General features: G+C 40.5%; 9 protein-coding genes. 8 read left to right on the forward strand and 1 reads right to left on the reverse strand.

Annotated elements, in window-relative coordinates:
• The first annotated feature begins 366 nt into the window (after window positions 1-366).
• The 4 genes from EHO65_RS12165 to EHO65_RS12180 all read left to right on the forward strand — a co-directional run bounded on the left by EHO65_RS12165 (window position 367) and on the right by EHO65_RS12180 (window position 6,207).
• Window positions 367-1,944: a BTAD domain-containing putative transcriptional regulator gene (locus EHO65_RS12165; protein WP_135774673.1), complete on the forward strand. Its 1,578-nt coding sequence runs from the start codon at window positions 367-369 to the stop codon at window positions 1,942-1,944.
• Window positions 1,945-2,073: 129 nt separating this feature from the next.
• The gene (locus EHO65_RS12170) at window positions 2,074-3,072 is read left to right on the forward strand and encodes a hypothetical protein (RefSeq protein ID WP_135774675.1); all 999 of its coding nucleotides are present in this window, start codon (window positions 2,074-2,076) and stop codon (window positions 3,070-3,072) included.
• 54 nt (window positions 3,073-3,126) lie between these two features.
• On the forward strand, window positions 3,127-4,134 hold the full coding sequence (locus EHO65_RS12175; RefSeq protein WP_135774677.1) for a putative solute-binding protein: 1,008 nt from the start codon (window positions 3,127-3,129) through the stop codon (window positions 4,132-4,134).
• Between the two features lie 84 nt (window positions 4,135-4,218).
• On the forward strand, window positions 4,219-6,207 hold the full coding sequence (locus tag EHO65_RS12180; protein ID WP_135774678.1) for a TRAP transporter large permease subunit: 1,989 nt from the start codon (window positions 4,219-4,221) through the stop codon (window positions 6,205-6,207).
• A gap of 128 nt (window positions 6,208-6,335) precedes the next feature.
• Here EHO65_RS12180 and EHO65_RS12185 read toward each other — a convergent pair whose 3' ends face one another.
• Entirely contained in the window at window positions 6,336-8,648 is a 2,313-nt protein-coding gene (locus tag EHO65_RS12185; protein WP_135774680.1) for an inorganic phosphate transporter, read from the reverse strand.
• 209 nt (window positions 8,649-8,857) lie between these two features.
• On the opposite strand from EHO65_RS12185, the gene EHO65_RS12190 reads away from it, so the two are divergent.
• From EHO65_RS12190 to EHO65_RS12205, 4 genes are all read left to right on the forward strand, one after another.
• The gene (locus EHO65_RS12190) at window positions 8,858-9,217 is read left to right on the forward strand and encodes an RNA recognition motif domain-containing protein (protein WP_135774682.1); all 360 of its coding nucleotides are present in this window, start codon (window positions 8,858-8,860) and stop codon (window positions 9,215-9,217) included.
• Complete coding sequence (locus EHO65_RS12195) at window positions 9,214-9,615, forward strand: FKBP-type peptidyl-prolyl cis-trans isomerase (protein ID WP_167482031.1); 402 nt, start codon at window positions 9,214-9,216, stop codon at window positions 9,613-9,615. Before EHO65_RS12190 ends, EHO65_RS12195 begins: the two co-directional genes overlap by 4 nt.
• A gap of 194 nt (window positions 9,616-9,809) precedes the next feature.
• Window positions 9,810-11,327 carry a PAS domain-containing sensor histidine kinase gene (locus EHO65_RS12200; RefSeq protein ID WP_135774684.1) on the forward strand — a complete coding sequence of 506 codons (1,518 nt, stop codon included), beginning with the start codon at window positions 9,810-9,812 and terminating at the stop codon, window positions 11,325-11,327.
• Between the two features lie 35 nt (window positions 11,328-11,362).
• On the forward strand, window positions 11,363-12,970 hold the full coding sequence (locus EHO65_RS12205; RefSeq protein ID WP_135774686.1) for a SpoIIE family protein phosphatase: 1,608 nt from the start codon (window positions 11,363-11,365) through the stop codon (window positions 12,968-12,970).
• Window positions 12,971-12,993: the final 23 nt, after the last annotated feature.

Consider the following 12,993-nt stretch of genomic DNA (forward strand, 5'->3'; position numbering starts at 1 on the left):
CTAGCTATTTCGAAAAACTAGATGTCGAAATAACCGAAAGGGAAAAACCCTTTCGGTTTTTTTTTAAGGTGTTTATTGGATTACTAAATTAGAAAAAACTTATGAGTGAGTCTTCACTCAATTAGGATTGTATAATTTTGATTTTCTTTTGCTACAGTTTCGCAAAAGTTTTCGTTCGATTTTGTATCGAACTGCATCATTATTTCATAACGATCGTTAGAACGTGCTATATATTTTTATAAAAATGGAAAGGAAACTCATTCAAATACTTGCATTTAAAAATAGTGAGCATTTAGTCACAATTTTTGTCCCGTTTTCATAAATGGGTTGCAGGAATCCGGATAAGATAGGAAACGAAAAGTGGATATGACGTATTATCAGCTTTCATGTTATTTGGTCGTGACTGTATTAGTCTACCGTACGATCCATAATTTAGTTTTATATTTTAGAAATCGGAAACAGTCATACCTTCTTTACTTCGCCTTACTCCAAGTTGCGTATGGCGCTTATCTATTTTGTTTTATTCAAACAATCAATGCTGAAAATCCTGAAAGGGCTTTGATCTGGGAAAGAGTGGAGAACGCTACTGCGGTAGTATTTGCCACGTTTATCGCGTTGTTCGTGAATAATTATAAAAAACTCTTTAGCAGGGATTTCATTCTGCTATATGTGTTTATGAACCTTATCCTGGTAGGGATACTCTTGCAGGATCCAAACGCTTATACAATGAGCGTTTCTCACCCGAAACATTTTCCTTCTTTAGGCATTATTATCTACGAAACAGACCAGCCTACTATCATGCAGTTTATCTTCCTTTCCAGTATTCTGATGATTATATGGACAGTGATGAAGGTAATGAGCCAGGTCCGTAAGAATAGATTTAGGAATCATTTCCTATTTTACGGATTGGTATTGTTCTTCGCGAGTTTGATCGCAGATATCTTGGTTGCGAGTGATATAATCGGAATCCCTTATACTTCTCATTTTAGCTTTTTGATCCTTATGTTCTGTGTGGATAGCTTTCTTACGGTAAATAAGTCCGAAAGGGAAGTCAGAATGGAATTCAAGGAATCAGTTTCCAAATGGCTTACTAAGCCGGAAGCTTCTTCCTTTGGATCACAAACTAAGGACCTAAGTGGAGAAGGTCCTGGATCTAAACTTAATAATGAGAAGGGCCGTAATCCTAAAAAGTTAAGTGTTAGAGCACTTGGTCCATTAGAATTGGATTTGGATGGGAAGAAGATCCCGGCAGCCGAATATTCCAGTAAGAAAAAACTACTTAAACTTATCAAACTTCTGTTAGTTCGTTTCGGCAAAGGTGTTCATAAAGAAGAATTATTAGAAAATCTCTGGCCGGGGATGTCGGAGAAAAATGCCCTAAATAGTCTGCATGCGTTACTTTTCCGTCTTCGTAAAATATTAGGAAATCCGGAAGCGGTTGTATTCGCAGAGGATAGATTATTCTTCCATTCTGATCTGGTAGAAGCTGACTTTGTGGAATTCGAAAAAAAATTCGAGGCTGCAGGGAAACTTCTTCGTAACAAAAAAGAAGAAGAAGCTGTACAATCTTATAGAGAAGCACAAGAATTATATACTGGGGACTTTTTCGAATTCGATCTATACTTCCCTGAATCAGAACTAAAACGTGAATATCTGCGTAAGAACCTGATCGAAATTTATAGAATTTTATGTGAATATGCTCAGAAAGCAGGGGATGCTAATTCTTTACTTTCGGATTCAGAAAGTTGGATCCGTTTGGATGATCTGGATGAAAGAGCTTGGAGATTTCATTTCGAGTCCTTACAATCTCTTGATCGTAAGAATGAAGCCCTACGCAAATTTGAGGATATGAAGAAGATCCTCAAAAAAGAATTAGGTGTGGAACCTGACCAAGAGACAGTATCCCTTATCGAAAAGATCCGTGTTACTTCTCCAGTGGGCTGATTGTTTTGGAAACGCTGCACTATAAAATAAAACGCTCATTAGAAAAAAAATATTGGACGAAGTAAAACCCTTCTGTACGTTCTTCCAGAATCCCCCATATTCTAAGTAAAAAATAACCCCCGAAATAAAATGAATAAACGAATCCTTTTTTTTGTAACGATTGTTACAATTACCCTGGCAAACTGTTCCATCGTATATAGAGTTACTGGTAAAACTTTAAACTCTTACGCCCAAGACCATTTGGTTCCTTTTTATCTGGCTTCCGACGATATGGATGCGATCTGTACTGGAGGAACTGCACTTGGGCCATTGGTAGCTTCTTTCGAAAGGACAGGAGCTTCTGTGGAACTGGCTACTATGGTAGCGCAGATGGGAGCAGGGATGTGTGCGGAGAAACAAGCACAAGAAGCTGAACTTTTATATATCGCAGCAGTGCGCAAGGGTAAGGGAGAAGAGGCTCTAGATAATCAGGCTAGACAGATCCGTTACCACGGGATTGCCGCAAAAAGATACGGGGACGCACATAATAGATTCCTCCAATACTTCGGAGAATGGAATGGAAAATGTCCTTCTATCAGCGAAGACGAAGAGTTATATTATTTAGTAGGACTTTCTTCCGGATTATTGGCGATCCTTCACGATTTCGCTTCCCAAGGATATGCAGGGATTACTCGTGAAGTGCCTAGCGTTGTTGCAGGTGGATCCAAATGTTTGGACCCTAAAAAATGGTGGGGAACTCCTTTAGCATTAGAAGCTGTTGTATGGCTTTCCGTTCCAGGTGCGACTCCTGAAGGAAAAGATGCTGCTAAACAAATGGAAGAAGCAGTGAAGATAGGCGACAAAGAAGGTGTTCGTTTAGCTCGTGCATTCCAGATCCAAGCCGCAGCCGGAAAAGGTGATGTGGAGAAGATCAAAAAGCTTATATTAGAACATTCTAAAGTTCTAAGTCAAATTCCTTCTAAGAAAGAATATCGTTTCTTAGAGGCATTCGCGGAAAATTTATCACGTCATGAATCTGATAAAATTTGGATGAAAGAGACCGGGCATAGGGGACCGATTAATTTCTCCTCTTTCCCGGGAAAAAAGAAAAACAATAAAGAAGAAGACGATCTGTTAAAAGATCTTTGAGCGGGTTCTTGGGTGGAAAACGAAAAAAAAGGGACCTTAAGGAGAAAAAACTATATGAAGAAGTTTCTCATTCTATCGGTAATCATTCTCGGGACTTGGATGTCCGTAGGTGTGGGAGCAGCGGAGACGGTGGATCGATCCATGTGTGTATTCGATCCTTCCGGCGCGCACGGAGACGTGTTTAAAGCGGCACAAAGATACCAAGCACAAGCTTTAACATGGGGAATCCGTCTAGACCTTAAAGCTTACACGGACGAAGTGGTGGCAAACTCCGACTTCAAAGCCGGAAAATGTAATATGGCATTCTTAACTTCTCTTAGAGTAAGAAGTTACGTACATGAATCAGGATCCATCGAAGCGATCGGTGCATTGCCAAGTTATGACCTTCTCCGTAAAACAATCGAAGCATTATCAAATCCTAAAGTAAGGGAATTAAACACTGACGGCGACTACGAGACCATGGCTATGTTCCCTGGTGGAGCAGTTTATCTTTTATTAAGAGACAAGAACTTGAAAGATATCAAGGACTTGGCCGGTAGAAAGATCGCCACTTTAACTTATGACCAAGCTGCCACTACTATGGTTGATATTGTAGGAGCTTCTATGGTTCCTGCTGAGATCGCTACTTTTGCCGGTATTTTTAATAACGGAAGAGCGGATGCTTGTTATTCTCCGGCAATCGGGATCAAACCTTTGGAACTTATGAAAGGTATTTCTCCGAACGGTGGGATCGTACGTTTTCCAATAGGGCAATTGACCTTCCAAATCGTGGCTCGCCACAAAGATTTTGCAGAAGGTTACGGAAATACTTCTAGAGCATGGGCTGCAACTCAGTTCGATGCAATGCTTTCTCTTACCAAAAAGGCAGAGCAAGAAATTCCAGCTAAGTATTGGATAGAAGTTCCAAAAGACCTTCAAAAGAATTATTTCGAAAAATTTAGAGAAGTAAGGATTAGGCTGAGAGACAAAAAAGTATATCATCCTACCATTCTGAAATTAATGAAAAGGGTCCGTTGCAGCGCTGATAAAGAAGCAGTTGAGTGCTCGGATAACTTGGAATAATTTCCAAAACTAACACAAAAAAGGCGGGAAAAATCTTTCCCGCTACTCTTATATCAATCAATCGCAGATTCCAAAGGATATTCTATGTGGAGAAAAATCGTTTCCTGGGCGGTATTATTCTTTTTATTCGTACCCCTTGTTCAAAGTGGAAGCCAGTTAGTTCAGGCTAGGTTGCTAGGTTTAGGCGGAAGTATTTGGCCGAACTACGCAATGATCCGAAATGTTTGTATTGCCGATCCGAATGCGGAAGCGGACACAAAGGCAGAAGTCAGCCAAGCGGATATGGACGCCTTGGATGATATTGGTCTTGGAGATACTTCCGGTGGGAAGAATATAACAGCTCCTACAGGACCAACTGAAACACAATTGGAGTTGGAGAAGCTTGCAGGCTCTCTAACAACAGGACAGAAATTATATTGTGGATTTGAGCGCAGGCTTTCTTGGATTACAATCTCAGCCATAGATTATATTCCTATGACCATGGTATTCCTACTGATCGTAGCTGGAACTGTTTCCACAACCAGAAGATACCATATCGCTCTTAGAAATCCTGAAAATTCGAAAGAGGAAAAGATCACCGAATGGAGCCAGATTATCGCAAATACGATCATCATGGTGTCCGCTGCATTCATGTATCCTCTCCAAAAAGGTGTGGAAGCACAGATTCAAGTTCTTTGGGTTTTGGGACTTTTACTTTTGGCAGGATTAAATTTTTATAATTTAAAGAATCCTGTATTTAAAAATGGGGAAGGTAAACAAAATACCAAACTTTCGAATGCATTATTATGCGTTCCTCTATATGCTTGGATGGCTCTTATCTGCGGATTGTACTTCTTCATTTTGGAAAAACACCCTGCAGGACTTGCGATCTATCTGCAAAAATTGACCGCACACGCTCAGCTCTATATCCAGATCGGCCTCTATGTTTGGACCGGTATTCTTTTGAGAGATACTTCTTTGGGAAAAAGATTTTTTGATCTTTTAAACCCATGGAAACTTCCTTCAGAATTGATGGCAGTGATCATCGTCGTTGTTGCGGCTCTTCCTACTGCTTATAGTGGTGCTTCCGGGATTGTGGTTTTAGCATTAGGTGCTACTATCTTCAAGGAATTGAGAAGGGCAGGTGCAAGCCAAGAGAGAGCTCTCGCGGCAACTGCAATGTCAGGAAGTTTAGGAGTGGTTCTTCCTCCATGTTTACTTGTTGTGATCGTTGCTTCTTTGAACTTAGAAGTGACTACAGACGAATTATTCCATTGGGGTTGGAGAGTTTTTGCACTTTCTTCCACTCTATTCTTGATCGTAAGCTGGTTTAGTAGAACTGAATCCTGGAAGATCCGTCCGGAACAAGACGCGTTCAAAAAATCTTTACTGGCATTCAAATCTTTCTCAGTGTATTTGGTGATCTCTATTGCAATCGTTCTTACGATCGTTCTTGCACTTGGAACCCATTTTGACGAAAGAACTGCTCCTTATATCCTTCCGATCGCAATGTTGGCACTTCTATTCATTGATTATAGAATTTCCAAAAAGGAAAAACTGGAAAAGGGTGAAACTCATAACGAAGAAGTGGAACTTTCCAGAACTTCTTATGATGCCGGCTCACATTTAGGGGCACTTCTTCTTCTCATGGGATTATCGGCTTGTATGGGTGGGGTTTTTGAAAGATCGGAAGTGATCAATCTATTCCCAACTCAATTAGGATCTCCAATGTCTGCGATGTTGATCTTAACATTTGCACTTGTGATCATTGGAATGTTAATGGATCCTTATGGAGCTGTGATCCTGGTTTCCGTGACCTTGTATCCGATCGCTAAAGCGAATGGCATCCATCCTTTGAATTTCTGGATGACTGCGCTTGTTTCCTTCGAGTTAGGCTATTTGACTCCACCGGTTGCACTCAATCACCTGTTGACTAAGCACGTTGTTAGAGATTTGTTAATAGAAGATAAGAGTTTGGAAGGAAAAGGTTTCTTCGCAAGGCATGAACATATCGTAATTCCGATTATAGTCCTGACACTTACCTTGCTCGTAACTGCTTTCGGGCCGATCCTTTATTCTAAATACGCCGGGTAAAATCCTTCGCGGTCTTAGTGACTTTGCGTGAGACAAATTTTATCAATTTGATTTTCACGCGAAGCCGCTAAGAGGAGAAGGTCTCGATTTTTGACCTTAAACTCTTTGTGAGCTCCGTGCGAAATTTCTTACTTCTTCTTTTTCTTCTTACCTTTGGTCTTAGGGAATTCCAGTTTAGAAGGACCGAAATTTCCTTTTGCAAATTGTTTCTTCTTGGTTTCGATCCAAGGTAAAACCCAAACCAGTTCTTCTGCCAGAGAGAATAAGTTTTCGTTAATATCCACAAGTTCTTCTACCACTAAGAAGTAAGCAACGCTGGATTTTAATTTGCTATCTCCTTTGCGGATACGTTTCATCTGGTTTTTATAGATACGGACTTTGATATCTGAAAGTTCTTTAGTCTTTTTGCCGGATCTTGCCTTTTCCACTAAACCTGGGACCTTGTCGGATTGTGCCAAAAGTTCGAAAAGATCTTCCGCTAATTTACGAAGTTCTTTTAGATCTTCTCTTTCGTCCTTGGTAAGACCGGTTTGGAAACGATCTATCTTTTCGGAAGTGTTCCTATGTATATTTGTAAGATTCTCCGCGATACGATCTATATAGCCGAGTGCATTTGTGAAAGGATGTATGGATTGGAAATCGGACTCGTCGAAATGTCTATCAACCAGACTTAAGAAACCGGAAATGGAGGATTCGTAATTTTTCTTTAAGTTCTTTAGGATCTTAGAAGCTTGTTTGAAATCTTTCTTCTTCCCGCCAATATAACCGGAAGAAAGAGTATTCATCGCCTTCTTCGCCAATAACAAATTACCTAATAAGGAAGAAAGTGATTTAGAAAGTGCTTTTTCCGGATGTTTACTGAGTAAGAGTAATTTTTCCAGATTCTCATCGTATTCTGCCTTTCTTTTCTTGTGGATACGATTGAATGCGAGAACTAAGAAGAATGTGAATACTAAAACTACTACAACCGCTGCAAATCCGAAGAAATAGAATAGAGCCGCGATAAATCCACCTGTAAAGGAAGCGAATATCGCAGTCATAAACCATCCACCTACTACAGTTAAAACTCCGCTCACACGATTGACTGCATTTTCCTTCTGCCAAGCCCCGTCCGCAAGAGAGGTTCCCATTGCCACCATGAAGGTTACAAATGTTGTAGAGAGAGGAAGTTTTTCTATAGTTCCAATCAGGATAAGTGCGGAAGCGATAAGTATGTTTACGGAGGCTCTGAGTAGATCGAACGCATCACTTTCATGTAAACGAACTAATTCCAGGGTCCCACTTTGTTTAAATCTGGAAGAGATCCAATTTCGGATGATCGAAGGCAAAAATCTTTTGATAGGATAATAAATACCAACTGCAATCTGAACGAATACTCTTGCGACCAAACTGGATTGATACGCTTCTACAGTTTCTCCTTGGGAGCCTAAGCTTACTTCTGTTCTGGTTACTGTTTCCGCCTTCTTGGATTTGAATAATGCGACGATCATGATGAGGGCTGCACCGATCAGAAGTCTATTATCAGTTAGGACTTCCTTTCCTAAACCGGATGCCATTGTATTTGCATCCCAATTAGCTGCTTTGATCAATTCGTGGGTTTGTAAACTTGCAATTGGAACTCCAATAAAGTTCACTAAGTCATTACTTGCAAATGCCATCGCAAGTGCAGCTGTTCCAAATAATACTACGATCTTCAGAACGTTTATTTTAGATAAGATCAGTATTTGGAAAAGAATGGAAAATCCTATAAAATTCAGGACCAATATGGTTTTGAAATTTGCCTGGATCCAAGCTAACACATCTTTACTCAGGAAAGTAGATCCTTTCATCGCAGTAAGTAGAATGAAGAAGATCACTACTGTGACTGCAAGTCCTGAGAAAATTCCCCCGAACCATTTCATCGTTTTTTCCAAACGGAAACTAAATATCAATCGGAAGAAGAACATCAGTATCAGCCCCGCAAAAAATGCGAGTATTACAGATAGTGCGATCCCGAATATGATCTTTAAAGCGGACTCTGAGTTTATGATCTTGAAGGCGTCGTTTAATGTATCAGCTTTGAGAATTGCCAGTACCAAGGAGGCGCCCAATAATTCAAAAACCAAAGACACTGTAGTGGAAGTAGGAAGTCCTAAGGTATTGTATAAGTCCAGAAGGATAATATCCGAGACCATCACCGCTAAAAATAAGAACATCAACTCTGCTAGGCTGAAAAATTCAGGATGAAAGATCCCTTTTCTTGCGACCTCCATCATTCCGCTGGAGCTTAAAGCTCCGAGCAAGATACCGAATGCAGAAACGATCAGGATGATTTTTCTGGAAGCTGCTCTAGATCCGACTGCTGAATTCGTAAAGTTCACTGCGTCATTGGAAACTCCGACGAGTAAGTCCATTACCCCGAGCACAGCCATGACCGCTACTATGATTAAGAAAATATCCATGAGTCCTATCCCGAAAGGGTGTTTTGGGTAGTATTTAAGGCAAAGTAGGAGCCTCAACCCAAATTTCCGCGGGTTTCTTTTTTCAAAATATGGATTATGAAATGGGCTTTCGATTTCTCCCCGACCTGAAAGAATGGGTGATCTAACCGGTTTTCTTAAGAATTAGAAGACGGGTGAATCAATCGTCACGATATACAAAAGGAGGCGGTATGAAGATTTCAGTGGGCAATCTTCCCCAGGAATGGAAGGAAGAAGATTTGGAAAAATTATTCTCCAAATATGGAAAGGCCGAACATATTTCCATCAAAAAGGATAAACTCACAGGACGGTCTTTGGGTTACGGTTCTTTAGAATTGGAAGATGGGGCAGCAAAAAAGGCCCTGGAAGCTTTAAACAAGTACGAGGTTTCCGGAAAAGTTTTAACGGTGGTAGACGCCGAAGAATGGAAAAAAGAATTCGATAAAAAACAATCCGTGAAAGGTGGGCCAAATCACAATAAGGTGCAGGGAAGCCAGACCACGGGCGGTTTTGGAAGTTCCGTCAGACGTACTGGAGGTAGAGGAAAATGAATTTAAAAAGAATCTATATATTAACCGCAATTTTAATCTCAGCATTTGTTCTGAGCCTGGGAGTATTCGCTCAAGGCAACGGTCTGGTGATTAAAGATATCAAAAAGGGAACAGGAAAAGAGGCCTTCAATGGGTCTAACGTAACCGTTCATTATACCGGCTGGCTTACCAACGGAAAAAAATTCGATAGCTCCAAAGACAGAGGAACTCCGTTCCGCTTCGATCTGGGCGCAGGGCAAGTGATCCGTGGTTGGGACAAAGGGGTCCAAGGTATGAAAGAAGGTGGGGTCCGTAAATTGACAATCCCTCCTGAAATGGGTTACGGAAGCTCCGGAGCTGGAACTATCCCTCCTAACTCTACACTGATTTTTGAAGTAGAATTACTCAAAGTTTACTGACATTTCTGTGTTAATTCTGTTGCTTCTATTCTAATGGATCAGAAGCAACAGTAGCAAAATATCACGATTTCACTTCAATTCGCGCCATTCCTGCATCTTAGATCATCTTACTTCTTCTTTTTTTTCAGAAATTGTAATATTTAAACAAGCCTATTCTTCCCATTTATTATATAAGAAAAGGGAGGAAGAAGGTTTTGAATCAAGAAAACATATTAACTACTACAACTTCTTCCCAGTATCGTACTCTATTCGAACACCAACCATTAGCCGCGTTTTTAGTAGAAGCAGACGGGACAATTGCTCTAGTAAACCAGAAGTTCGAAGACATCTCCGGAAAGAAAAAGTCGGAGATAGAAGGAAGAATGAAATGGTCCCAGTTCGCACATCCTGACGATACCGAAAGCCTGACAGATGCATTCATAGATAGATTTCGACATGAAGTCCCAAAAGTGTTTTCCGCAAGAACAAGACTACTTTCCGCAAGCGGTTACAAAAAAGTATATGTAAGAGCAAACAGGATCCCAACGGAAGAAGGTAGAGTACTTGTTCAAATACAAGAGTTAGATGAAGAAGGCCTTCTCAAAGATTATTCCTTAGAAGATTCGGATTATCGCTGGCGTTCCTTTCTTATGGAAGGAATGGATTTCGTGGTTATTATGGACCTGAATGGGAATGTATTATTCATCAATAAAACATTCACAGGAGTTCCTGCAGACGAGATCCAAGGTAAGAACTTTTTCGAAATATTAAAAACTTCTGATGCACTAAAATTGCAGGCAGTGATTGCGAGAGTATTAAAAACAGGAAAGCCGGAAGCATTCGAAGAATGGAGTAGCTTCACCGGGAAAAAAAGCCATTATTATATTAGGATTTCTCCGGTAACAAAACAGAAAGAGATCAGTGCGATCTTACTTGCGATCTCGGATACCACCCAACAAAAGGAATCGGATTCCGATCGTTTGAGAAGAATGGAATCCCAAAGACATCGCCAAAAATTAGAAGCACTTGGAACTTTGGCCGCAGGTGTTGCCCACGAGATCAATAATCCGCTTACAGGGATCTTAAATTACGCAGAACTTGTTCGCACCCAAGTAGAAGAGAATGAATCCCTTTCTAAAAATATGGAAGTTATTATTCGGGAAAGCGAAAGAATTTCCGGAATTGTAAGAAGTTTATTAGGTTTTGCTCATAAAGAAGAAGGGATCAAAGCCCATGTTTCTACCGGAGAAATTTTATATTCTTCTATCCAACTTCTTTTACCATTCCTGATCCGAGACGGGATCCGTGTAGAAGGAATGGACGATTTGGTGGATCCGGATTCGGAAATTCCGCTTGTGATCGGGGAACCCCAAAAACTAAAACAGGTTTTTCTAAACTTGATCACCAATGCGAGAGATTCATTAAACGAAAAATATCCTTTTGAGACGGATCGTAAGAAGATCAAAGTATCTCAGTCCGTTTTTGAAAGAGGAGATACTCGTTTTGTCCGGATCACTGTAAAAGATTGGGGACTCGGGATCGGAGACGAGAATTTAAATCGGATTTTTGATCCATTCTTCACCACAAAACCAACCACGGTCGGAACCGGACTTGGACTTTCAGTCAGCTATGAGATCGTCCGCGAAATGGGCGGAGATATAGAGGTAGAAAGCTCCGAAGAAGAATACGCGACATTTCATATCATGATCCCTGCTTCGGAAAAGATTTCTTGACCTTGCTTTAGGCGAGGAGATACTCTTGATCTCCTATGTCTGAAGCAGAGGAAAAAACTTCCGGAACCCGTACCCCTTTCCAATCCGCTTCTAGAAAAGATGTAATTCGGATCTTAGAAAGAATTACAGACGCATTCCTGTCTCTGGACAGGGAACTTAGGATCTTATACGCTAACTTTGAGGCTGAAAAACTACTGGATATTATCCGGGAAAATTTAGTGGGCAAAAGATTACCTGAGATACTTCCCCAATTCAATTATACTTCTTTATTCCCAGCAATGATAGAGTCCATGCATTCCGGACTTCCAAAAGATCTAGAAATCTTAGATCCTAAGGAGAATATCTGGTACGAGGTCCGTATATTTCCTTCTGTCGAAGATATTGCAGTTTATTTGCGTGATGTGACTGCCAGAAAAGAAGGAGAAGTAAAACTCAAAGAATCGGAGGAAAGACTTTCCGAACTTGTGAGAACTTCTCTGGATTCTATACTTTCCGTGAATGAGTCCATGCAAATTGTAATGATGAATCCGGCAGCGGAGAAGATGTTAGGATATTCCTCTTGGGAAGTAAATGGGAAGTCGTTGGATCTATTATTCCCCCCGAGACGTAAGAAATATATTTCCAGAGTATTGTATAAAATAGGAGAGAATCCTGATAGAGGGATCTTTGGACCGTTTAGGGCCAGGCGAAAAAATGGGACTGAACTTATTTTAGAAGCATCCGTTTCCAAGGTAAATACCTCTTCCGGAAAAGGTTATACCCTTATACTTCGAGATATCACTGATAGGATTTCCATCCAAAAGAAACTTAGAGGAACCGTTGAAGAACTTAAGACGGTAGATAGGCAGAGGCTGGATCTACTACAAAATCTGGAAGCAGAAGTAGAGTCCCGTTCCAATGAGCTTACAAGATTTTATCGTTTAATGAAGGAAGAATTGAGCCTTGCCAAGCGGGTCCAAAACAGCTTACTTCCTCCAATCGATTATTCAATCCCCGGAGTTCAAACTTTTGTAAATTACGTTCCAGTAATGGAAGTGGGAGGGGACTGGTTCGATATATTCGAATTTCGTCCTGGAGTTCTTAGAGTTATTCTGGCGGATGCTACGGGCCACGGTGTTCAAGCGGCACTTGTAACAATGACAATCAAAGGAGTTTATGAGCCTCTTAAATATTTGGCTGATTCTCCCGTGGAGCTAATTAGAGGGATCAATATTGATTATTGTAGGAACTTTAAAAACCTACAGATGTATTTTTCCTGCTTTATATTAGATGTGGATACGATAGAAAGAAAGATAAGATTCGCATCTGGAGGACACCCAGCGCTCTTATGGAAATCCAAATCAGGGATCAAACCTTTAGAAAGAACAGGATCTCTTTTGGGTTTAAATTCAAAGATGGAATATCTGGAAGAAGAATACGATTATTCGGCAGGGGATTCCATACTGATGCTAACAGATGGAATCTTTGAAGAATTTGATTCTGAGCAAAATCCATTCGGTGAAGAAAGGATCGAAAAAATTTATAGAGAATCCGACTTAAGTGGGTTGGAACTACATTCTCAGATCATAAAAGAAATGAAAGCCCACCTGGGAGAAAAAGATCCCCAGGATGATATCACTCTGATTTCTCTGAACCTGACCTAATCTAAGTTGACCTAATGGGTAAT

Origin of the sequence: Leptospira andrefontaineae, assembly GCF_004770105.1 — a bacterium.
Taxonomy (GTDB): Bacteria; Spirochaetota; Leptospiria; order Leptospirales; family Leptospiraceae; genus Leptospira_B; species Leptospira_B andrefontaineae.